At 27.5% G+C, this 20,772-nt stretch carries 27 protein-coding genes and 2 pseudogenes; 13 read left to right on the top strand and 16 right to left on the bottom strand.

The features are described 5' to 3' along the window. Window positions 1-10: 10 nt before the first annotated feature. From CHL78_RS07505 to CHL78_RS07495, 3 genes are read right to left on the bottom strand one after another with little or no spacing between them, the layout of a single operon-like run. Window positions 11-403, bottom strand: coding sequence for a hypothetical protein (locus CHL78_RS07505; protein ID WP_094368926.1), 393 nt, complete (start codon window positions 401-403; stop codon window positions 11-13). Next, window positions 378-1,184 (bottom strand): phage antirepressor KilAC domain-containing protein, encoded by an 807-nt coding sequence (locus CHL78_RS07500; protein ID WP_094368927.1) that lies wholly within the window; start codon window positions 1,182-1,184, stop codon window positions 378-380. Before CHL78_RS07500 ends, CHL78_RS07505 begins: the two co-directional genes overlap by 26 nt. A 16-nt stretch (window positions 1,185-1,200) precedes the next feature. Beyond that, window positions 1,201-1,398, bottom strand: coding sequence for a helix-turn-helix transcriptional regulator (locus tag CHL78_RS07495; RefSeq protein ID WP_094368928.1), 198 nt, complete (start codon window positions 1,396-1,398; stop codon window positions 1,201-1,203). A 170-nt stretch (window positions 1,399-1,568) separates the two neighbouring features. Here CHL78_RS07495 and CHL78_RS07490 point away from each other — a divergent pair, with 170 nt between their 5' ends. After that, window positions 1,569-1,973 (top strand): helix-turn-helix domain-containing protein, encoded by a 405-nt coding sequence (locus CHL78_RS07490; RefSeq protein WP_094368929.1) that lies wholly within the window; start codon window positions 1,569-1,571, stop codon window positions 1,971-1,973. Window positions 1,974-2,013: 40 nt separating this feature from the next. Next, entirely contained in the window at window positions 2,014-2,457 is a 444-nt protein-coding gene (locus CHL78_RS07485; RefSeq protein ID WP_094368930.1) for an ImmA/IrrE family metallo-endopeptidase, read from the top strand. A 114-nt stretch (window positions 2,458-2,571) separates the two neighbouring features. Here CHL78_RS07485 and CHL78_RS07480 read toward each other — a convergent pair whose 3' ends face one another. Together CHL78_RS07480 and CHL78_RS07475 are read right to left on the bottom strand one after the other, a co-directional pair. After that, window positions 2,572-3,459: a choline/ethanolamine kinase family protein gene (locus tag CHL78_RS07480; RefSeq protein ID WP_094368931.1), complete on the bottom strand. Its 888-nt coding sequence runs from the start codon at window positions 3,457-3,459 to the stop codon at window positions 2,572-2,574. A gap of 144 nt (window positions 3,460-3,603) precedes the next feature. After that, window positions 3,604-4,575 (bottom strand): hypothetical protein, encoded by a 972-nt coding sequence (locus CHL78_RS07475; protein WP_094368932.1) that lies wholly within the window; start codon window positions 4,573-4,575, stop codon window positions 3,604-3,606. A 250-nt stretch (window positions 4,576-4,825) separates the two neighbouring features. Here CHL78_RS07475 and CHL78_RS07470 point away from each other — a divergent pair, with 250 nt between their 5' ends. The 3 genes from CHL78_RS07470 (at window position 4,826) to CHL78_RS07460 (ending at window position 7,596) form a co-directional block, all read left to right on the top strand. Then, the gene (locus tag CHL78_RS07470; RefSeq protein WP_094368933.1) at window positions 4,826-5,557 is read left to right on the top strand and encodes a YwaF family protein; all 732 of its coding nucleotides are present in this window, start codon (window positions 4,826-4,828) and stop codon (window positions 5,555-5,557) included. Window positions 5,558-5,700: 143 nt separating this feature from the next. After that, window positions 5,701-6,141 carry a MarR family winged helix-turn-helix transcriptional regulator gene (locus CHL78_RS07465; RefSeq protein ID WP_094368934.1) on the top strand — a complete coding sequence of 147 codons (441 nt, stop codon included), beginning with the start codon at window positions 5,701-5,703 and terminating at the stop codon, window positions 6,139-6,141. A gap of 75 nt (window positions 6,142-6,216) precedes the next feature. Next, window positions 6,217-7,596, top strand: a complete 1,380-nt coding sequence (locus tag CHL78_RS07460) for an MATE family efflux transporter (protein WP_116041324.1) — start codon at window positions 6,217-6,219, stop codon at window positions 7,594-7,596. Window positions 7,597-7,801: 205 nt separating this feature from the next. Here CHL78_RS07460 and CHL78_RS07455 read toward each other — a convergent pair whose 3' ends face one another. Continuing rightward, window positions 7,802-8,713, bottom strand: coding sequence for a DUF2268 domain-containing protein (locus tag CHL78_RS07455; protein WP_116041322.1), 912 nt, complete (start codon window positions 8,711-8,713; stop codon window positions 7,802-7,804). Between the two features lie 203 nt (window positions 8,714-8,916). Here CHL78_RS07455 and CHL78_RS07450 point away from each other — a divergent pair. The 3 genes and pseudogenes from CHL78_RS07450 to CHL78_RS21565 all read left to right on the top strand — a co-directional run. Beyond that, a pseudogene (locus CHL78_RS07450) lies at window positions 8,917-9,083 on the top strand (IS1595 family transposase); the annotation flags it as partial. Between the two features lie 130 nt (window positions 9,084-9,213). Next, window positions 9,214-9,573: a DUF3796 domain-containing protein gene (locus CHL78_RS07445; protein WP_116041320.1), complete on the top strand. Its 360-nt coding sequence runs from the start codon at window positions 9,214-9,216 to the stop codon at window positions 9,571-9,573. 1 nt (window position 9,574) lies between these two features. Then, window positions 9,575-9,772 (top strand): annotated as a pseudogene (locus CHL78_RS21565) (helix-turn-helix transcriptional regulator); the annotation flags it as partial. A gap of 56 nt (window positions 9,773-9,828) precedes the next feature. Here the strand turns inward: CHL78_RS21565 and CHL78_RS07435 are convergent. The 3 genes from CHL78_RS07435 to CHL78_RS07425 form a co-directional block, all read right to left on the bottom strand. After that, the gene (locus tag CHL78_RS07435; RefSeq protein ID WP_116041316.1) at window positions 9,829-10,344 is read right to left on the bottom strand and encodes a GNAT family N-acetyltransferase; all 516 of its coding nucleotides are present in this window, start codon (window positions 10,342-10,344) and stop codon (window positions 9,829-9,831) included. A 269-nt stretch (window positions 10,345-10,613) separates the two neighbouring features. Beyond that, a complete protein-coding gene (locus tag CHL78_RS07430; protein WP_116041314.1) occupies window positions 10,614-11,873 on the bottom strand; it encodes a coproporphyrinogen-III oxidase family protein in 1,260 nt (419 codons plus the stop codon). An 11-nt stretch (window positions 11,874-11,884) separates the two neighbouring features. Continuing rightward, window positions 11,885-12,787, bottom strand: a complete 903-nt coding sequence (locus tag CHL78_RS07425; protein ID WP_116041312.1) for a radical SAM protein — start codon at window positions 12,785-12,787, stop codon at window positions 11,885-11,887. Window positions 12,788-13,456: 669 nt separating this feature from the next. Here CHL78_RS07425 and CHL78_RS07415 point away from each other — a divergent pair. Together CHL78_RS07415 and CHL78_RS07410 are read left to right on the top strand one after the other, a co-directional pair. Beyond that, the gene (locus tag CHL78_RS07415) at window positions 13,457-13,915 is read left to right on the top strand and encodes a GNAT family N-acetyltransferase (protein WP_116041310.1); all 459 of its coding nucleotides are present in this window, start codon (window positions 13,457-13,459) and stop codon (window positions 13,913-13,915) included. 51 nt (window positions 13,916-13,966) lie between these two features. Beyond that, window positions 13,967-14,242 carry a DUF2087 domain-containing protein gene (locus tag CHL78_RS07410; protein ID WP_243446392.1) on the top strand — a complete coding sequence of 92 codons (276 nt, stop codon included), beginning with the start codon at window positions 13,967-13,969 and terminating at the stop codon, window positions 14,240-14,242. Between the two features lie 85 nt (window positions 14,243-14,327). Here the strand turns inward: CHL78_RS07410 and CHL78_RS07405 are convergent, their stop codons facing one another. The 3 genes from CHL78_RS07405 to CHL78_RS07395 all read right to left on the bottom strand — a co-directional run bounded on the left by CHL78_RS07405 (window position 14,328) and on the right by CHL78_RS07395 (window position 16,361). Beyond that, entirely contained in the window at window positions 14,328-14,570 is a 243-nt protein-coding gene (locus tag CHL78_RS07405; RefSeq protein ID WP_094369142.1) for a hypothetical protein, read from the bottom strand. 290 nt (window positions 14,571-14,860) lie between these two features. Then, window positions 14,861-15,676, bottom strand: a complete 816-nt coding sequence (locus CHL78_RS07400; RefSeq protein WP_094369143.1) for a GNAT family N-acetyltransferase — start codon at window positions 15,674-15,676, stop codon at window positions 14,861-14,863. Between the two features lie 61 nt (window positions 15,677-15,737). Beyond that, window positions 15,738-16,361, bottom strand: coding sequence for an SGNH/GDSL hydrolase family protein (locus CHL78_RS07395; protein WP_094369144.1), 624 nt, complete (start codon window positions 16,359-16,361; stop codon window positions 15,738-15,740). Window positions 16,362-16,695: 334 nt separating this feature from the next. Here CHL78_RS07395 and CHL78_RS07390 point away from each other — a divergent pair, with 334 nt between their 5' ends. The 3 genes from CHL78_RS07390 to CHL78_RS07380 all read left to right on the top strand — a co-directional run bounded on the left by CHL78_RS07390 (window position 16,696) and on the right by CHL78_RS07380 (window position 18,583). Then, window positions 16,696-17,217 (top strand): GNAT family N-acetyltransferase, encoded by a 522-nt coding sequence (locus tag CHL78_RS07390; protein ID WP_094369145.1) that lies wholly within the window; start codon window positions 16,696-16,698, stop codon window positions 17,215-17,217. 163 nt (window positions 17,218-17,380) lie between these two features. After that, window positions 17,381-17,908 (top strand): GNAT family N-acetyltransferase, encoded by a 528-nt coding sequence (locus CHL78_RS07385; protein ID WP_094369146.1) that lies wholly within the window; start codon window positions 17,381-17,383, stop codon window positions 17,906-17,908. A 45-nt stretch (window positions 17,909-17,953) separates the two neighbouring features. Further along, window positions 17,954-18,583, top strand: a complete 630-nt coding sequence (locus CHL78_RS07380) for a hypothetical protein (RefSeq protein ID WP_094369147.1) — start codon at window positions 17,954-17,956, stop codon at window positions 18,581-18,583. Window positions 18,584-18,729: 146 nt separating this feature from the next. Here the strand turns inward: CHL78_RS07380 and CHL78_RS07375 are convergent, their stop codons facing one another. From CHL78_RS07375 to CHL78_RS07360, 4 genes are all read right to left on the bottom strand, one after another. Continuing rightward, a complete protein-coding gene (locus tag CHL78_RS07375; RefSeq protein WP_094369148.1) occupies window positions 18,730-19,185 on the bottom strand; it encodes an NUDIX hydrolase in 456 nt (151 codons plus the stop codon). 162 nt (window positions 19,186-19,347) lie between these two features. Continuing rightward, the gene (locus CHL78_RS07370; protein WP_094369149.1) at window positions 19,348-19,959 is read right to left on the bottom strand and encodes a S41 family peptidase; all 612 of its coding nucleotides are present in this window, start codon (window positions 19,957-19,959) and stop codon (window positions 19,348-19,350) included. Window positions 19,960-20,037: 78 nt separating this feature from the next. After that, a complete protein-coding gene (locus CHL78_RS07365) occupies window positions 20,038-20,304 on the bottom strand; it encodes a S41 family peptidase (RefSeq protein WP_094369150.1) in 267 nt (88 codons plus the stop codon). 59 nt (window positions 20,305-20,363) lie between these two features. Next, window positions 20,364-20,615 (bottom strand): hypothetical protein, encoded by a 252-nt coding sequence (locus CHL78_RS07360; protein WP_094369151.1) that lies wholly within the window; start codon window positions 20,613-20,615, stop codon window positions 20,364-20,366. Window positions 20,616-20,772 lie beyond the last annotated feature (157 nt).

Raw genomic sequence — 20,772 nt, 5'->3', positions numbered from 1 at the left:
AATATCCTCCCTATTTAACCTTAAAAACTCTACTCTTACTTGTTTTTACATAGTCCTTAATTATATCAGGATAATCCTTTTTAAGACTTTTTGTATCTACGCTACTTTTACTTACACTCTTCCAAGTAATTTTTCTTTCTCTACAAAACCCTGTCTCATATTCCTTCATCTCACTTTGAAGTAGATGTTCTATATATTTTTTTCTTGTTTCAAGTTTACTTATATCGCTTATTATCTCATCATACTCAGTTAAATTTTTGTATATATCATCATTCATAATTGTAACTTCATCAACACTATCCTTGTAAGTATCTCTTAAAAACTTCCCACACTCATCACTACCAAATGGTAATGTATTCTCATTTATTCCCTTAGCTTTAAATATACTTGATATTCTTTTCATCTCTATATCCCCCTTGTAAAATCTTTGTAAAATATTCTTGTCCCTTTCCAGTTATGTATGTTGTAATTCTAAACTCAGTACCATGATTTGTGTTTACTGCAAATAAGCGAGTTTTAAAAAGTCCCTTATCTATATATATTTGCTTAGGCTGAGTTTCCCTACCCTGATTCATAAGATAGCCATTTACCCTAAGCCAATCAAACAGCCTTGTTCTTCCTATATCCATTCCCATACTGTTTAGTAGCTTTGCATATGCTCCTATACTTATTGCATCACTGCACTCTCCTACTGTTTCACCTATTTTTACATATGGTTTATTCATACTTATTATGTTTTGAAGCTTTTCAACCTTTTCTTTTTCCATAAGTAAGCTCTTTGCAAGATCTATTGTGACTTTGGGATTATTAATAATCTCATATGCTAAATCTTCTTGAATATAAGCTTTATGACTTCTTATTGTTGGAAGTACATCTTCCATAACCCATCTTTCAAACTTATTTGCTTCTTTTTTCTTACTTCTAACAATTAGTCTATAAAGATTGCCTTCATCAATAAACTTTTTACTTACACATTTTATTATCTCACTATTGTCTTTTCTTTTTCCAGCTGAAATCATCACGTCGAAAAACTCGACTCCATCTTCATTACAATATCTAAGTATTGCATCTCTAGGGTTTGTATAACCTAATATCTCAGCTGACCTTGTTGCTTCAAAGTACTCCTTATTGTTTACTTTTAATACTTGAATTTCCCCAAACTCCATGCTACTAAAAACTTTCATATGTACCCCCCCTTATTTAATTTACTAAAAAAATAGTCTCAAGCTTAACATCAAGTACTCTAGCAACTCTCATTGCCTCATTTACTGTAAAGTGGCTTTTTTCATTTTCTTTTCTTACATATGCAGATTCTGACATGTTTACTAAGTTTGCCATGTTCTTTTGGGTCAATCCCCTACTAACCCTTATACCTTTTAGCATTAGTTTATAACTCATATTTCTCCCCCTTTTTTATTTCTAACCATTTAGGTTACTTTGTTAAGTTAATAGTATTACCACTTAGGTTGAATGTCAACAAATTATTTCCATATTTTTATTATTTTTGGTAAGTTTCTATAAATTTTTTGGTTATTTTTGCTATAATTACGGTAAAGGCGGGTGAAAAAATGGAAACTTTGGCAAATAGATTAAAAAGCATTAGAAAAGAAAAAAAACTTACGCTTGAGCAAGTAGCAAAAGATTTAAATACTACTAATGTAACAATTTCTAGATATGAAAATGGGGTAAGAGAACCTAAGGGAGATATTTTAAAAGAACTAGCACTTTACTACGGAGTAAGTCTAGATTATTTAGCAGGTCTATCTGATGACAGAACTTCTTTATCTAAAAGTTCACAGTCAGAAGTAAGAGATGCAATAGAAGAAATGAAGCACAGTCTAAAAACTAGCGAAGGTCTAATGTTTGATGGTGAACCTATAACTGAGGATGCACTTGAAGATTTATTATCTGCACTTGAAATAGGTCTTGCTATGGCAAAGAAAAAACAAGATTCAAAAAAAATGGGAAAATAAATAAGTTTTCCCCAGTAATAATTTATCAGGGGGATTTTTGATGGATATAAAATATGAGGTAGAAAACTTAGTAAAAAAATATAAAACTAACAATCCCTTTCAATTAATATATGATCTTGATATTATTCTAAATCATACCTATTTAAAGCATAATACTAAAGGATGTTATACAAAAAAGTTTGGTGAAAGGCTTATTATTATAAATAATAATCTATGTTATGAAGAACAAAGAATGGTTGCAGCTCATGAGCTTGCTCACGCTATACTTCATACAGACGTTAATATTCTTGCTCTTTCAACCAACTCTGACTGGCACAAGTCAAGGTATGAAAGAGAAGCAAATATATTTGCAGCAGAACTTTTAATAAGTGATGATATCTTTACTATTTATGAGGGGTATAGTATTGATTATATATCAAAAACTGAGGGTATTTCTGTAGAGCTTCTTGAGTATAAGTATAAAAATTTCTTAAAGAATATGTAGCTATTTGATAGCATTTTTTTGGAAACTACAGCCAAACATAAGTTCTTTTTGTTGATATAAGCATAACAAAAGTCCCCTATAGAGCAGATAATTAAAGTCTATAGGGGTATTTTGTTATAATGTTACTATGCCTTGGTCTAATCTATCTAAAATATATTGAGCAAATTCATAATATTTTAAATCATGATTGATTCGTTCAATATTCATTCCTTCATGCATCAATGCCCATGATATTTCTCTTAACATACAGACAAACTTCATGTCATTTAGTGTCGTAAGTTTCTCATTGTCAAATACACCAAAGTAGCTAATTAATAAAACTTTATCTTCCTCAATACTAAATCTATTATCTGATGAAATAGTTGCTAAATCAAAATACACATCTCCAATACCCGATAACTCCCAATCAATAACGGTAAGCTTTTCGTCATTTAATATCATATTATATCCTGTATGATAATCATTATGGCAATACTTATTTATATTCTCTTTGTCTTGGCTTCTTTGAATCTCTATTCCTTCCATGTGTTTCAAATGTTTATGTAAGTTATCAGGAATAATTACACTTAAATCTTGTGCGCCTTTTAAATATCTTCTAATTAAATCAAAAGGAGAACAAACTCTTTTTATCCCTTTTAGTGAATGTATTTTTAGGAGAGTCGATGTAACCTTTTTTATTAACTCCGTATTATGCATTTCTTCTACTTCTATAGATTTTCCCTCGATAAATTCAGTAATCAAAGTATTTTTCTTGTTTCCTGAGGAAAAAACACTAGGCGCTATACCTAATTTTGACGCTTTAATAATTGCATTTTGTTCTTCTTCCCTACTTAAATCTAGATATTCATTTTGGTTATTATTAACCCTTAATACATAAAATTTATTGTCTACTTTTACCTTATAAGTAATATTTGATAAACCACCATTCAGAGGTTCATATGTTATCCCATCAATACTACTCCACCCAGAAATTTTCTTTAATATTAAATCAATATTACCCATTCTCTTCCCCCATATTCAATAATGTATAACAATTTTTCATTTTATTATAGCATACTCTATATTATTTTTAGGTACGCTTAACACATTAAGGCAACTAAGTTCACAATATATAACAATTGTGAACTTAGTTGCCTTGTAATAATATTAATTCTTCTTCTTATCTAAACACTTTTCAGGATTGATATACACTTGTTTCCACTTTCCATCTTTATCTTTTTTATAGTCTGCTATTTTTATATCAACACCATCAGTTAGCTGGTAAAACAGTACATAGTATTCATTCTTGTCTTTATCCTTAAAGTAGACTTTCTTTTCATATCCAGACTCCTCTACCCTAGTCTCTCCATCTATTAATGAACACCAACCACCATATTCAATTTCTACAAAAGACTTAGCATCATATGACCATCCGTGATAAGGAGCACATAGATAATTTTCTGGAGTATATTTCATATCTACAATCTTATATACTCCATTTTCATTTTTTAGATAAACATATCCATAGTAATAAGCAAATACTCCCTTATGCTCATTGGTACCTTCTATAGTTTCAAGTTCAACAAAGTACTTTATAACGTCCTTTTTATTTTCATCTGGTCCTACTTGATTTGCCTTTATTAAGTTAATGTGCAAAATATTTTCAAAAGATTTTAGGTACTCTTCGTAAGAAACTCTCTTTTGGTAATCCTCTGATAAAAACTTATATGCTATAGGATAAGGTCCTCTAGTATCACCTAAGCTTCCACATCCTGTCTTTGTGTCATCAAGAGGATTTGCTGCTTCTCTTAAAATACTAAAGTAGTTTATAATAGTGTCTTCTGGTCTTTTTAAAAACTTATCTGGTATTTTGTAGTTACTAGTGTTAGTTCCATATAAATCATAAAAAGTTTTTTCTATTTTGTTATTTAGTATTGGAGATTTTGATGGTCTAAAGAACCTTTCTAGATCGTGCTCTTGCTCACTATTTTCTACTGCTCTACCATCTTCTAGATTTCTTTCTTCAATGTATGTACCACCAAATATTAATTTATCGTATTTATTTTCTATACAGTTACCTATCATACTACTTCCTATAAAAAAAACTATAATAGTAATTATCAATTTTTTATTTATCATAATATATTTTTCCTCTTTTCTTGCTGCTAAAATTTATGTAACTCTTATAGTTTTATTATCTTCTTTCATAGTTTTATTTATAAGACATTTTTTACTGTTTTTGCGTAGTGTTTACTTATATTACATTCTTGTAACACAAAATCTGACATTTTTCGTGTTATAATACACTCATGTCAAATTTCATGTGAAATTCATAGTAAATTCACAAATTTTTCACATTGTTTTTTATTAATTATAGAAGGGATGTATTATGCAAAACATATTAAATTTTTTCACCACTAACTCAAGATCTGCTAATTTTAAAACATTTGGACAAGTCCATTTATTTATATTATTTGTAGCTGTAATTATAAGCATTTATATATATAAAAGATGTAAAGAAAATAGAAAACTAGAATTATTTATAGGAAGTGTATTAGTTCTTCAGCAAATATCACTATACTCTTGGTATATTATTGGAGGATTTAATACTATAAAAGAAGGATTACCTCTGTACCACTGTCGCGTAGCTATTATTTGTGTAGGTTTAGGATTAGTACTAAATAAAAATATACTTATGAAAATAGGTTCTTATGTAGGTATATTTGGAGCAATAGGTGCTTTATTATTCCCTAATCTTGATCCTTTTACTTTTCCTCATATAACTCAATTTTCATTTTTTATAGGACATTTATTTTTATTATGGGGATCTGTATACTTACTAATGATAAAGAAAGTAGGTATGTCTAAAGATGATTTAAAGGATTCTTTAATATATATAAATATCTATCATGTATTAATGTTTATATTAAATAATTCTGTGCATTCTAACTATGGATATATGAGTGCTCCACCTTTTTATATTGGAGTTGATTTACACCCTTTACTTAATGGTTCCTTAGTTATGATTATATTCAGTGTTATACTTCTTACTGAATATATCTTTATTAATAATCTTAAAGTATCTAAAGAAGACAGTAATGAATACAGTCTAGTTCAATAAAATTCACTTTTAATAAAAAATACTATATGATATCATATAGTATTTTTTTATTTAGCAATTAACCAATATAGTTTCTATTGACATATATATTAAAAAACATTAATATAGTTTAGTGCAAAACAATTTTGTATGGAGGTATATAAATGCCAAACGATAAACTAAAACTAGGTCTTGATATTGGTAAAATCCATCATATATTTTCAAGAAAGATGGATGCTGCTGTAATTAACGCAATTGATGATAGCATAACAGTTTCACAAGCTTATGTAATAGATTTTATTTGTGATAGATGTCAAGGTAAAGATGTATTTCAAAAAGATTTGGAAAAAGAATTCGATTTAAAAAGATCTTCTATTAGCTTAATGCTAAGTAATATGGAGAAAAGTGACTTAATCAAAAGAGTAGCTGTTTGTGATGATGCTCGCCTAAAAAAAATAGTATTAACAGAAAAATCTCTAAAGCTTTACGAAAGTATTTGTATTGCCATTGATTCAGTTGAAAATAAAATAGCAGAAAATATCACCCCTGAAGAAATAGAAGTATTTAACAGAGTTCTTAACAAAATAAGAAATAACCTTAAATAACTGTTTGAAATAAAAACAGTTATATTTATATACATATTGTTTTGTGCAAAACATATTTTAAAAGGAGATTGATATATGTCAAAAATGTCTAACTTTACTGAGGGTAAAATATTTTCACCATTATTAAAATTTACAATACCAATATTAGTTGCATCATTTTTACAAACTATGTATGGTGCAATTGATTTACTTATAGTTGGTCAATTTGGTACTACTGCAGATGTCTCTGCTGTTTCAACTGGTAGTCAGGTTATGCTAACTGTTACAGCAGTAATTACAGGTCTAAGTATGGGTCTTACTATACTAATAGGTCAAAAACTTGGTGAAGGTAAATCCAAGGAAACCGGAGATGTAATGGGAAGTGGTATTTCAATATTTGCAGTTATTACCATAATTACTACTTTATTAATGGTAGTGTTCGCCTCACCTATTTCAACTTTTATGCATGCTCCAAAAGAAGCCTTCGATAGCACTGTAATATACACACAAATATGTTCCGCAGGTTCTATATTTATAGTTGCTTATAATATTATAGGTGGAGTATTTAGAGGATTAGGTGATTCAAAAACTCCACTTATTACTGTAGCTATTGCATGTGTTGTAAATATTATAGGAGATTTAATATTTGTTGGAGTATTTAAAATGGCTGCTACAGGTGCGGCACTTGCTACTGTTATTGCTCAAGCAGTTAGTGTTATATTATCTTTAGTTATTATTAAAAAGCGTGGACTTCCATTTGAATTTTCTAGAGAAAGTATAAAATTCCACAAAGAGCATACATCAAAGATAATTAAGTTTGGTGCACCAATAGCGTTGCAAGACGGCTTAGTATTTTTATCTTTCCTAGTAATTATGATAATAGGTAATTCACTAGGTATAGTGGCATCAGCTGGGATAGGTGTTGCAGAAAAACTTGTTGGATTTATTATGCTTATACCATCATCTTTCTCTAAATCTGTGTCTACATTTGTTGCTCAAAACTATGGAGCCAAAGAGTATGTTAGGATAAAAAAAGCTCTTCTTTATTCTATTGGAGCTTCATTATGTTGTGGTGTAGTAATGTTTTACATTTCATTTTTCCATGGAAATTTACTTTCAGGAATGTTCTCTAAGGATCCAGATGTAATTTTAGCTTCTTGGGATTACATGAAAGCTTATGGAATAGATTGCTTACTTACTGCAATAATGTTTTGTATGGTTGGTTATTTTACTGGATGTGGAAAAACAACTTTTGTAATGATACAAGGAATAGTCGGTGCATTTTTAGTTAGAATACCTGTATCATATGCTATGAGTAAAGTGCTTCCAGTATCTTTATTCAAGGTAGGTCTTGCAACACCTGCATCTACCCTTGTTCAAATTGTATTATGTGTAATTTACTATGTAATTTGCTTAAAGAAAATAGAAAAAGAAAAAACATCTACAGATATTTCTTCTCAACTACAAGAAGCATAACAAAAAACTAACATCTTCATATTATCAAGAGTAAATTTTAATAAATATAAAAAATATTAATCTTGATATATTATAAATGTATAGTATGTATAAACTAAAAAATCTATTAGATATATAATCTAATAGATTTTTTAGTTAGTAATATATTAATATAGTTCATCAAAACCTACCTATAAATTGTAATTTGCTTTATAATACTATTTATTTATAATTCCCAAAATCCTGATAGTTCTTTCTTTATTTCTTCATAAGGCATTAACGTCGCCTCTATGATTGATTTACCTGTTTTCTCTAAATAATATTTTATCATATGATATCCACAAGCATATCCTGCACAAAATGGTAACCCCTCTGGAAAGTATCCTTGTACAGTAGCTATTTCATCACCATACAAATATGCAGTTATACCTTCTAATCCTTGTACATTTAAATTATCTTTAATTATTGGCTTAACATAATCATTTAAAGTTTCCATATCCGTTGTTGTTACCCACGGTCCCAACATTTCTTCTCCATATATCCATGTTGCAAAATTTTCTGCTAAACCTTCATTAATCATCATCTCTTCTAAAGTAATATCATTGCTCCATTTTATAAATTGAAATCTAACATTGTGATTACATTCATGGGCTAAAACTGAAGGAATTTTCTTTATTGTATCTTCTTTTGGAAGTAGTGATAAGAAAATACTTCCTGGAATTCCACCATCTCCACAACAAGATTTACTTAGTTTTGTATATACACTTTCTGGATTAGGTAGTAGTATTGTATATTTATATTCTTCAACCTTAAGTTCAACACCAGCATTGACAAACAGAGTTAATGCTTTTTTTATGGATTCTGTGCATAATTTCCAAATAGTGTCATCACTTATACCTTTTACTTCTTGTAATTTACTTTCATCAATTTTAGATGGTTCCATATATCCGAGCATCGAACTTGCCATTATAACATCATATCCACCTTTTTGCTTTGCTTTAATTGGAACATTATAACATGACCATTTATGAGAAAACTCATTCATTAAATCATATCTATAAATATCGTTCTTATTATCTAATTTTGCATTAAGTATTTTATTATAGACTTTATCAGAACGTATTTCTGTTACTTTCATAATATCATCTCCTTTCACTACTAATACTAAAGTATCACGTAGCGTCGATGTAAATAGTTTTTCAAAAAATATTTTTATAAATATAAACTACTTACTCAAAGTCAATATTATTAACTGAAATACAAATTACTATTTATCTATATGATACCAATGAAATCCTTGCTTTGTACTATATAACAATTATGAATAATATAACAAATAAATTTAATAGTGTTACAAGTAAACACATATCAAACTATATTAAGTGGCTAAGAATATTTGAAACTGATAGAGATTCTATTAAAACTAAGAATTTTGTTGTACAAAGTAATGTGTATACTCTTATACTAAGATAAGGTATTTTAAATTAAGAACACCAAAGTTTATGTAACGGGCAATAAATGAGTTAAAAGAATGTATTCTTCTGTTCAATAAAACATCACTTTTATTTCTTGAACAACATCTTACAGAGATAATTATATTTATAACATTGCCATTAAATTAAAAAGGGGTTATCACTTATGGAAAAACGTATTAAGAAGTTAAATAAACTAGGATTTTTAGGTTTTCTAGGTTTAATTGGGTTAATAGGATGCTTTACAGACCATACTGGATTTTATGGGTTCTTTGGATTTTTCTTATTTTTCTATTATTTTAATGTTATACCAGATGAGTTATTTAAACAAAATTTAATGAAAGCTACAACTCCCGCATTTTTTCTAAACTTAATAACAGTGTCAATTTCACTTTTTATATCTGCATTCACAAAGGATATATCTATATTAGTAGGTGGTATGGCTATTAGTTTTGGAGTATCAATTCTTACATTCTCTGGAATATTAGCATATATAGAAATAAAAGAAAGTAAGGGATTGCAATAATATGATAATACGAACAAAAATAAAAGAATATAGGGCTAAACATAATCTCAAGCAAGATGAACTTGCATCATTAGTAGGGGTAAGAAGAGAAACAATAGGTCATCTAGAAAATGGTAAATATAATCCTTCATTAAAATTAGCCTTTGACATTGCACGAGTTTTTAATGTAAATATTGAAAAGTTAAAGAAGAGAGTAAATATTTACTCTCTTTTTGTAGTGCCCACTAAAACAGATGCTTTATTGAACATTAAAAATTATTTAATCATTAGCTTTAATATATTTAAATTCCTCTCTTTATCTCCCATATTTATAGTCGTTGATTTTACTTGCTGATAACCTAATGATTTCCAAAATTTTAGACCTTTAGTATTTTGTTCTACTACTCCTATTCTAAGTGTATTAACTCCTTGTGTTAAAGCATATTTATGAATTTCTTCATGAATAATTTTTCCTAGTTTTTTATTCCTTTCATTTGGTGAAAGTAAAAGTAAACCTATCATCCAAGTTCCATTATCAGGATAGTTTTTAAATATATCTGCCATTCCAATTAATAAATCACATTCATTATATACCCCAAGCGTTAATGAATCCTCTGATGTTTTCTTATCACTATATTCAAAAATACTGTCTATATCCTCATAAGTTGCCTTTTTTCCACTGCATATAACATGATAATCCGAACATAAGTCATATAAGTATTTGATTTCATCTCGGTTAGAAGAAGTTATAGGCTTAATTAAATATGCGTTATTTTGTATAGCTTTTATCATACTTTATCCTCCTTTTAGATAATTAAATTATTATGTACTCTCAATTTAATTGTATCAGAAGTATATTTTCAAAGTGCCCACTAAAGCAGATATTTTTGTAAACACTCATTTTTACAACCTTTTTGTCACTTTTTACATTTTTAAATATATTGATATCACTTTAATACACAAGTTTTTCATAGGTTTTAAAGTATCATAGTTTCCTTGTAAATAAAAAATGTGGATACGATTCACAGCAATCATGTCCACATTTTTTATTTACAATTCATTTAATATAATTTTATCTTGTCAGGCCACGGATTATTTCTTGCAACACTCCATGTCTTATCAATATATTGCAAAGTATATATTTGCTCTACTGCATGGAAATAATAAGAACCTTTTGTAGTAACTTTATATCCAAGCTCATCTTCCTTCAATAAATTCATTTTCTTTGCTATACTCAGTTCAACTTTATAGTCTTTACTTAACTCACTACCAAACATCTTTTTATAAAGCTCTTTATTTAAATTCATATTGTAAACATTCCAAAATAACCAATAAGATTTTCTTGAAAATTTGGTGAAGTTTAACACCAAAGCGCAAGGAAATTCATTTTTATTTATTGCATTTATATATTCTTCAATTGAAAAAGTATTTAATCTAAACTTATCATCGAATAATGAGGCAGCTCCTGGACCTAATCCTATAAAATTTTCTCTAGTTATAGATGAATATTTCTCTGTATTAGGCTTAGCAAAAGTCCATACAGAGGTTCTATCTAGACCTAATTTTTCTGCCATATTTACAAGTTCAAAAAGCATTTTTTTCTTTTCATTAGCAGGTAGAGGTTTTCTTTTATTACTAGCATAAGAAAAATCAATAAATGGATATGTAGAAATTTGAGTTGCCCCAATCTCAAAAGCTAAGGCTACATCTTCTTTTAAATCTTCTATACTTTGGTTAGGTATTCCAAATATTAAATCTACATCAATGGTTTCAAATCCCACTTCTTTGACTAGCTTTATTTTTTCCACTTCATTATTTTCTTTTCTATCTAAGCTTTCCAAACAATTTTTATTAAATGATTGAATCCCAACACTTATCATATTAAATCCTAAACCTTTTAACTTATTCAATAAATCTACATTTATATTACTTGGATGTAATTCTATTGCTAAGCTACCTTTTAAATTGAAATTATCTTTTACAGTATCTATAATTTCTTCAAGGTATTCTATAAGTAAGGCAGGTGTTCCACCTCCAAAATATAAAGATGTTATATCCTGCTTTTTATATCTTATATTAGCTAGTTTTATCTCTTTTAATAGAGCTTCTTTATATTCTAAAGCCTTTTTTTCGTCATATAGTACTTTATTGTATGGACAAAAAGAACATATACTTTTACAAAATGGTATATGTATATATAACCCTAGATTATCTCTATTATTTAAATTCACATAATCTAAATCATTATTATCAGTGCATTTTACAAATTCAAATGGTTTAAAGTTCCTATTTAGTATCGGTCTTAAAATATTAGTCAGCATGTTCTCTTCTCCTATACAAATTTCAGATATGTTTTTAAAGTTTCAAATATTATCTTAGGATTTCCACTAAACAATAAAGAGAACTCTACAGCAAATAAATATCCACATTCATTACATAGTCCATCTATTTCTACGCATCTTCCACAGATAAACCTTTTTTTATTTTCCACTACCAAACATTGCTTACAAGGTCTACTCCAATTGTTATCTAAGTAATAATCTAATGCAGAGTATAAATTAAATATAGGGTATCCTTCCTTCATAAGTTGTTTTATAGTATTTACTACCTCAATTTTTTGTTCTTTACTTAAACTTAAATCCTCTGTTCCCTCATATGGTGTATGAAAATTAAAAGAAATACTATTTAAATTTTTAGTATTTTTAACTAATTCACATAGTCCCTTTATGTCATTATAATTTCTATTATTAATAGCCATATAAACACAGATATTACTTTCATTAGCCTCTTCTACATTTTTTAGTATAGTATCAAAGGTATTACCTCTTATATAGTTATGATTTTCTTTACTTCCATCAATACTTAAAAATATAATATCTGCTTCTTTAATGTCTAAATCTATAGTTCCATTTGTAACTATATTGACTAATTCAAATCCTATTTCTTTAGCCTCTATAATTAAGTCTTTAGCACTTTTTCCTCTATCCTTCCAAAGAAGAGTTTCTCCACCACAAAAAAATAAAATTCTAACGCCTTCCTCATAAAGCTTTAGCATTTCCTCTTTTATTTCTTCATAAGGGTGAATTATTTTATTTATATTGTTGACTGCACAATGCTTACAAGTAAGATTACAATAATCTGTAAGTATTATAGTAGCTAGTATTGGATTAGTATTTTTTAGGAATATTGTTCTTAACCCATAAGCTGAAAATTCTATAAATGATTTTAGCTTCATAATTGTTCTTCTCCCAGTTTAAATATGTTAGATAATATATTTATGTAATATTTTCCAATTGTATATCTATATTAGAATAACATAAAAAGAACTGCTAGACTATAAACTTAGCAGTTCTCTTATCTCTATTTAAGTTATTTCAATAGTTAAGACTAATCAACGAGATAATTCCCATGATTTATTTTTTAATACTTTAATTTTTATTTACTAATTTAGTTTCGATATCATTAATCATTTTGCCTATGACTGCTGATAACACCATTGGTACTATAGTGTTAGTTGGAAAGAAATATAAGTCCTGCACTAACTTGCATACTACATTCTATTAGTTCATCTGAATACTGGTTAACAATGTTCTTTTTCTTAATCTATCTTTTTGATACAATTTGTTTTCCACTGCACACTCCGTCATCTAAGTATAATTAAATGCAAATTGTTCCTCTTCACTATGAAAAACTATATTTCCCTCAATAGTAATTTCAAGTGGCGAGAATAAATATTGCCTTAATCCTCCTTGTACTCAAAAACGTTATTTATTGAAACATCAAAAACATTTGCAATTTTAAAATCTAATTCTAAAGATGGTAAATCACCTAGAAATTATAAACTCTGCTATAATTTAATTACCTATGAATATATTTTTCTACTTAATTTAGGGGGTATAATAATATGACTATATTAATGCAAATGTCTAGTACTGAATTTGAACAATATATAGATAATGCGGTAAAGATTTATGCACAAGAAAAAATTGAATCTGGAAATTGGACTGAAGACGAAGCATTCCACAAGTCCAAATCTGAATACAATAAGCTACTTCCAAATGGGGTATATTCCAACAATAACCATTTATTTTCTATCTTAAATGAAGCTAATGAAGTTATTGGTATGGTTTGGCTCTGTGAGAAAGGAAATGGTTCTGCTTTTATATATGATATAAGTATATACGAGGATTATCAGTGTAAAGGCTATGGTCTAAGGGCTATGGAGGAAATCGAAAATAAAGCCAGAACACTAGGATTAGAAAAAATAGAACTACATGTATTTGGGCATAATACGAGAGCTATAAACTTATATGAAAAGTTAAATTACAAAGCAACTAATATATTAATGAGTAAGAATCTATAATGTTTTTTGTTAACAAATATATTTGTTTTAATAAATAAAGGGGTGCATTTTATGAGTGGGATTGCAGATGTAAAAAATTTTTTAGATGACAATAACAAAGTCAAGATATGGCCTTCTAAAAGAAATAAGAAACTTAAAGTATTGGATTATATTATTACTAGATTTGAAGATGAGAAAATTTATACTGAGAAAGAAGTAAACTCAATTATCGAAGATATACATACATTTGGAGATATTGCTTTGATTCGTAGAGAATTATATGAAAATAAATATCTAGCGCGAACTCAAAACTGTAGTGAATACTGGGTTATCCAAAAATATAAATAAAAAGCATATCAAAAAGTAGGGGCATCTTATATGCTCCTACTTCTAAATTCGTAATATATTAATTAATAGTATTCAATATATATACTTAAAATAATTCTTTTTTCTTATATAGTTTATATCCAAATATAACTATTGTAGCTAAAATTATATACGTAAATATCTCTACATATATTGTATTATTAATTTCTATCCCATTAATATAAATCATATTATTTCTATTAAATATTCCACATACACAAAATAATAAAAATAATAGATACTTTTTATGTTTTGATTTGTAATATTTCTTTATGAAAAATAAAGAAAATACTAATAATATCAAAAACATTACAATATCCCCTATTGAAAATTGAATAAGTTTCACATCCTTTCAAACATATTTATTCCTTACTTAAAGTTTAGCGAGAATTATAAGATTTTGTAGCTAAATAACCTCATAGTTAAATTCCTATTTATCTATATGTTATCAGATATATAGTTATTTCGCATTATATAACAATTGTGTACATATTTTCATTATAGCATTCTTTAAACTAATTTATCACAATTCACATAGACTGTGGTTTTCTTAATTTGAAACCCTTTATTTTAGTTTAAGCACTATATAGATATATTTTTCTATTTGTCTTTGATCATAGTTATTTCATGTTCAATTTTATCAGAATAAAACCCCATCTTCCTATACAGATGTATCGCATTATTGTTGCATTCATCTGCCATCAAATAACTTTTCTTAGCTCCATTCTTAACACCATATAAAAGAGCTTGGTTTAACAATTTTTTTCCGATACCTCTATTTTGATATTCAGGACTTACAGCAATTTCCCTAATCCACAAAGTTGACCCAGATTGCCTATTATCTCCATATATAGCAATACATACAATACCGCAAATAGTATTATTTTCTCTATGAACTAGTATTGAAGAATCTCTACTATTAAACATATTGGCAGTAGGTTCTATTCCATTAATCCATCTGTATATCCACTCTTCACTTTGACCTGCAAATCCTCTGCTTTGCCCTCTACAAGATAAAGTTATATCTGATGCTTGCTTACACTCATCTATAGACAATTTTTCTATTTTATCATCTACAATATATTTTGATATATCTTGATTAAAATAATCATTCCAAATTGCGAATATATCAAATCCATTTTCTTTAAATTTACATACCCATTCATTAGGGATAAATGTTATTAACCCAGCTTTATTCGATCTATTTATTTCATCTAAAACTACTTTAGGTTCATCTGCTGCAAAGCTAAATTCATATAATTTCATTTCTTTGTTGTATCCATATAACAATACACATTTTTCAGTATCTAGTATAACTTCATAATCTAAGATTTCTTCATAGTCTGTATGTATTAAAGAATTAAACTTATAATTTTTTATCCTAGACTTAATACCCTCATATAATTCTCTTTCCATATATCCCCCTACTCATTATTAAAAATATAAAATAATTATCAATATAATTATATTTTAATCCCTATACTTTCAAAGTATATAAGTACCCCGATATAAATGCAGATTGTAGCCTTCTAACTTCTTCAGTAAAATGAACATGGTCACAATATATATCTTCTCCTAAGTTTTTTGTAAAACTATATAAATCTATAAATTCAATATTTTTATTATCTATTATTTCTTTTGCTATTTTATTGTAAGTTTCTAGGTCTTTAATATACCTTAAATAGCCATCTTTTCTTGAATTATGAATAACTTCATTAAAAGGAGTTGTTGCAATCCATATTACTTTATTAGACATACTCTTTGCTATATCAATTATTTTACTTAAATTCATTTTGTACTCATACTCTTTTACTTGTTTCTCTAATGAATTTCTATCAACTCTAATATCATGCATTGCACAATTTATAAGTAAAATATCATACTTAACATTTTTCTTATTTTCTTCAGTTAGATATTCTAAAACCATACTACTATCACCAGCATTAGCTCCTATTGGTCTCTCTAAATTATCCAATGCATCTTTAATACCCATTTTTCTATCATAGTTAAATTTATCTTTTATCATCTCCTTTAAGTATAATCCATAATGTATAGATATACTGTCACCTATTACAAATATACTCCTTAGGTTACTCTCCATGATTTACGCCCCCTTAAAGCTTCAAACCTATTAGAATTTACAATTAAATTATATCAAAGCTAAGAGTTAAAAAGTGTCAATTAGAAGATCTATTTTAGTGGATATATATAATTTTATGGAATTTAAGCCAGCTGTATATGTTTACCAGATTAGTTGATATAATTAATCAATTAGTGGAGCAATAACCTTAGTTAATTCCTCTTGTTTTTGTGTTCAATAGAATATCTGTTTTAGTGATCATTTCTAAAAATCTAAGTTATACTAGAATTAAATTAACAATTGCTATATATAATGTAATGCGAACCACAGATTATTTATATTAGGGGGTATTAAATTGAGTGAATTAATTTTATTAAAACCATCAAAGCTTTTAGAAGAAAAAATTTTGGAATACAAACAAGAGTATTTAGACTTTGAGGAAACTAGTATCAATGGAAGTTGTGGATTATACCATTATAATAATTTTGATGAATGGCTTGAAACTGTTCTTTCAATTGAGAAAGATAAACTTCGCAATGATGTTCATGCCAGCACATTTTTTTCTGTAAGAAAATCGGATAATAGAATTATAGGAACTATTCAACTGCGTCACTTTTTAACTGATGAATTAGAAAAACACGGAGGGCACATAGGATATGGTGTTCGCCCAACTGAGCGAAAAAAAGGTTATGGTAAGCAACAATTATTACTTGCTTTAGAAATTGCAAAAGACATGAAAATTCCAAAAGTAATGATTACCTGTGATAAAGATAATATTGCTTCAAGTCAGACGGCGATCAGTTGCGGTGGAATATTAACAGACGAAAATATCTATAAAGATAAAGAGCAACAAATATATTGGATTACACTTTGCTAATATGCATAATCTACAGTAAGTTTCTTGTATAATCTTAAAATTATTACTCTATTTATACGTATAAAAACATCTATTTTGATAAACATGCTAGGAATTATAAACTCTGCTATAATTTAATTATCTATAGCATATACTTTTAAATTAATTTAGGGGGAATAACTTTATGGAAAAAGTATTTTTAATAGAACCTTCAAAAGATTATAGAGATAGCTTTGTATGTATGGTAAGAGATTATGAAATACATAAAGATGAAGAGTATTTTAATATGTATAAAGATGCTCTTGAAGATTTTGATAAGTATGTTGAAAAATTGCTAAATAAATCTAAGGACATAGGATTAGCTGAAAATAGAGTTGCATCTTCTACATATTGGCTAGTTAATAAAGAAAATGATGTTTTAGGAGTTATTAGAATTAGACATGAGCTTAATTCTGAGTTCTTAAAAAACATTATTGGACACATAGGTTATGACATATCGCCTTCAAATAGAAGAAGAGGTTACGGAGAACTTATATTGCAATTAGGGTTAGAAAAATCAAAGGAGCTTGGTATTAATTCTATATTAGTGACTTGTAAGTCTTATAATTATCCATCTTCAAGAGTAATTGAGAAAAATAATGGAGTTTTTGAATCAGAAATACTGGATAGCGTAAGTAACAATCTTTATAAAAGATATTGGATTAGTATATAAAATTGTTAAATTAAAATTCATAAACTTTATACATGGAGGATATTTATGACTATTGTAGGTATTTTGGGTAGTATTCACGGGGATGATAGTTTTAGACTTGAAAAAGGATATACACTAGAGATGATGAAAGAAGTTATCGTAGAGTTTAATCCAGACATTATATGTGGAGAAGTAAGACCTGAAGACTGGGATAAATACTGTAATGATAGATGTTATTCAGGTTATCTAGGACCATCCGAATATAGAAAAATGATTATACCACATTGTGAGGATGAAGGAATTGAATTTGTACCAGTAGATTGGTATGAAGATGATATGGTTGATTGGGATTATATGAGAAATTATAGCAAAGATCAAAAATATAAATTTGCTAAAGATTTAGAAGAAGTCTATGAAAAAATATGGGCTGTTGGCAGAAAAAGTTTATTACCTATGAACTCATTTGAACTTGATAAAATAATAATTCAAAAACAAGAATGGTTTAACTCATTAGATCCAGTAATGCACAATGTTTATTGGATAGCGAGAAATCAATTGATGATCGAAAGGATAAAAAAAGTTATAAACAATAACCAAGATAAAAGAATTTTATGTACCGTAGGAGCTGAACATAATTATTTTTACTATAATGAGTTAAAAAATTTAAAATGCAGATTAATATACCCTTTAAAGTAAGTATGTTAACCGTTTTATATATTCTTCATAAAATTTCAGGTATAATAATTAGTTTTACTGTAGAGCTATGAATAGAAAATCATAGCTCTATTTTAGTATTTTTTACAATTCGTCAGATATATCAACAGGCACTAAATATAAAATTTTCATATCATTTCTAAATACTTCTCAATAATTATCTTATGTCTTTTTAATAGCTTATCTGGAATTTCAGATATGTCAAAGAATCTACAATCAAGTGTTTCATTTCCATCTGCGCACAAGGTACCAGTAAAACATTTAGTGTAGTAAGCAGTTAACACTACATAATATTCATCACCATTTTTTAATCTTATATAATTATCTTCTTTTCCAGAAAATACACCTATTAACTTTAAATCTTCTACTAATATACCCGTTTCTTCAAATACTTCTCTTTTTCCAGCCAACTCAGTTGACTCACCTAATTCTATTAATCCACCTGGTAAACCCCATGAACCATAAGGCTCACTTCTTTTTTGAAGTAGTATTTCATTTAGTTCATTTACTACTATTACTGCTGTTGCCACTAAATTAATGGCTCTATTTCCAATGACTAATCGTAAATCTTCTACGTATCCCATAATATCCCCCTTATTAAATCTCTATAGCTACTATCAGAAATCATAAAGTGTCCACCAAAACATCAGCCTTAGTGAACACTTCCATATAAGTATTTGCAACTACAATATTTTTAACTGTATAATAAAATAATCCACTATTTGGCAAAGTAAATACTATAGGATCTATTCCAATACCATCCCACCACTATTTTTATTTCCCACAACTTTTGCCCAACCACTATTTTTACAAAATACAGCTAATCCCTCGGATGAAGAAAATACACCTTTATTTACTAGTAAATATATATTACCATTATATCCGGTTTTACTTTCTCCTTCCCATATACTATCGTTAGTAAATTTCGTATTATATTCAGTATAATATTTATAATCATCTATATTTCTCACACTTTTTAATATATCCTTATTAGGAAATTCATTTATATCCTTTAAACTATATCCTCTACTTGCATAATAATCTTTTGTTATTCTACCTTCTTTGTGAAGTGTATATTCTGTACTTTCATATGTATCATTTACTATAGGATTTACTATGTGTTCCATCCATAATTGATCATTTCCACCACCATTATTTCTTATATCTATAATATAATCGTTATAATTATTTATATCTTTGTATAACTCATTTATTTTATCAGTATCTTCCTTAGTAAATTCCATAAAGCTATTGATTTTAAGATAAGCAATTTCTTCATCAATTATCTTTGTTTCTATATTTTCTTTATTATTATTTTTAGAAATCTTTTCATTAACTTTTTTGTGTAAACTTTGCAAATTATCCTTTTGAATTAAGTAATTTTCCCATTTTTTATTTTTATCTACTAACTCTTCATCATTTAAAACTTTACCTTGCTATTGTCCTTTATATGCATCTCTAAACCAACCCACTTGATTTGGTTCTATTAAATTAGTGTGACCATCTCCAAGTAAATTTATTGAAGTACCCATTATATTATAAAATTCCTCGTTGTCATTGCTATTTTCTATCTCTTCTTTAAGAACTTCATATAAGTCTAAGTATTCTGTTTTGTATTTATTATAAAACACATCAAAATTACAGTAATTTTCTTTCATTATATTGACATAATGATTAAAATACTCTACTTTTTCCTCAATCAACTTCCCTCCCAAAATAAAATTAGACGTGCTTATTAAGTTTATAGTAAGTATCAATTTAATTATAGTAAAAGTTCATTTGATGCTACAGATTCATCATCTTCATATTTTTGAAAATCTAATACTTCTTCTTTACATTCATTAATATATCTGTTTACTCTTTTCATTGTAGAATCATTAATAGTAATTTTGCCACACATATGACATTCCTTTGCTGGAATATTTATAACCTTTTTTACAGTATTATTGCTATCAACAGCTAACTGAGTTCTTGTTGAAGTTAACCATTTCTTGCAATCTTTACACTTTAACATATTAACTTTATCCCCTTTTATCCAATAAATTTTAAATAGCATGTAATAAAAGTATGCTATGTTAGACAATTTCGTGATTAATAGAATAAAAATGTTCGTATTATATTAATATTCCATCTCAAATCTACTCGATAAATTGGAATTTATAACTAATCAC

The organism is Romboutsia weinsteinii (assembly GCF_002250835.2).
GTDB classification, from domain to species: Bacteria; Bacillota; Clostridia; order Peptostreptococcales; family Peptostreptococcaceae; genus Romboutsia_A; species Romboutsia_A weinsteinii.
The sequence above is the reverse complement of the archived record's forward strand: the minus strand, read 5'-3'. Positions and strand labels throughout refer to the sequence as shown.

Coding starts and splice junctions, on each gene's coding strand:
- CHL78_RS07505 (WP_094368926.1), bottom strand. CDS start 403: ATGAAAAGAATATCAAGTATATTTAAAGCTAAGGGAATAAATGAGAAT.
- CHL78_RS07500 (WP_094368927.1), bottom strand. CDS start 1,184: ATGAAAGTTTTTAGTAGCATGGAGTTTGGGGAAATTCAAGTATTAAAA.
- CHL78_RS07495 (WP_094368928.1), bottom strand. CDS start 1,398: ATGAGTTATAAACTAATGCTAAAAGGTATAAGGGTTAGTAGGGGATTG.
- CHL78_RS07490 (WP_094368929.1), top strand. CDS start 1,569: ATGGAAACTTTGGCAAATAGATTAAAAAGCATTAGAAAAGAAAAAAAA.
- CHL78_RS07485 (WP_094368930.1), top strand. CDS start 2,014: ATGGATATAAAATATGAGGTAGAAAACTTAGTAAAAAAATATAAAACT.
- CHL78_RS07480 (WP_094368931.1), bottom strand. CDS start 3,459: ATGGGTAATATTGATTTAATATTAAAGAAAATTTCTGGGTGGAGTAGT.
- CHL78_RS07475 (WP_094368932.1), bottom strand. CDS start 4,575: ATGATAAATAAAAAATTGATAATTACTATTATAGTTTTTTTTATAGGA.
- CHL78_RS07470 (WP_094368933.1), top strand. CDS start 4,826: ATGCAAAACATATTAAATTTTTTCACCACTAACTCAAGATCTGCTAAT.
- CHL78_RS07465 (WP_094368934.1), top strand. CDS start 5,701: ATGCCAAACGATAAACTAAAACTAGGTCTTGATATTGGTAAAATCCAT.
- CHL78_RS07460 (WP_116041324.1), top strand. CDS start 6,217: ATGTCAAAAATGTCTAACTTTACTGAGGGTAAAATATTTTCACCATTA.
- CHL78_RS07455 (WP_116041322.1), bottom strand. CDS start 8,713: ATGAAAGTAACAGAAATACGTTCTGATAAAGTCTATAATAAAATACTT.
- CHL78_RS07445 (WP_116041320.1), top strand. CDS start 9,214: ATGGAAAAACGTATTAAGAAGTTAAATAAACTAGGATTTTTAGGTTTT.
- CHL78_RS07435 (WP_116041316.1), bottom strand. CDS start 10,344: ATGATAAAAGCTATACAAAATAACGCATATTTAATTAAGCCTATAACT.
- CHL78_RS07430 (WP_116041314.1), bottom strand. CDS start 11,873: ATGCTGACTAATATTTTAAGACCGATACTAAATAGGAACTTTAAACCA.
- CHL78_RS07425 (WP_116041312.1), bottom strand. CDS start 12,787: ATGAAGCTAAAATCATTTATAGAATTTTCAGCTTATGGGTTAAGAACA.
- CHL78_RS07415 (WP_116041310.1), top strand. CDS start 13,457: ATGACTATATTAATGCAAATGTCTAGTACTGAATTTGAACAATATATA.
- CHL78_RS07410 (WP_243446392.1), top strand. CDS start 13,967: ATGAGTGGGATTGCAGATGTAAAAAATTTTTTAGATGACAATAACAAA.
- CHL78_RS07405 (WP_094369142.1), bottom strand. CDS start 14,570: ATGTTTTTGATATTATTAGTATTTTCTTTATTTTTCATAAAGAAATAT.
- CHL78_RS07400 (WP_094369143.1), bottom strand. CDS start 15,676: ATGGAAAGAGAATTATATGAGGGTATTAAGTCTAGGATAAAAAATTAT.
- CHL78_RS07395 (WP_094369144.1), bottom strand. CDS start 16,361: ATGGAGAGTAACCTAAGGAGTATATTTGTAATAGGTGACAGTATATCT.
- CHL78_RS07385 (WP_094369146.1), top strand. CDS start 17,381: ATGGAAAAAGTATTTTTAATAGAACCTTCAAAAGATTATAGAGATAGC.
- CHL78_RS07380 (WP_094369147.1), top strand. CDS start 17,954: ATGACTATTGTAGGTATTTTGGGTAGTATTCACGGGGATGATAGTTTT.
- CHL78_RS07375 (WP_094369148.1), bottom strand. CDS start 19,185: ATGGGATACGTAGAAGATTTACGATTAGTCATTGGAAATAGAGCCATT.
- CHL78_RS07360 (WP_094369151.1), bottom strand. CDS start 20,615: ATGTTAAAGTGTAAAGATTGCAAGAAATGGTTAACTTCAACAAGAACT.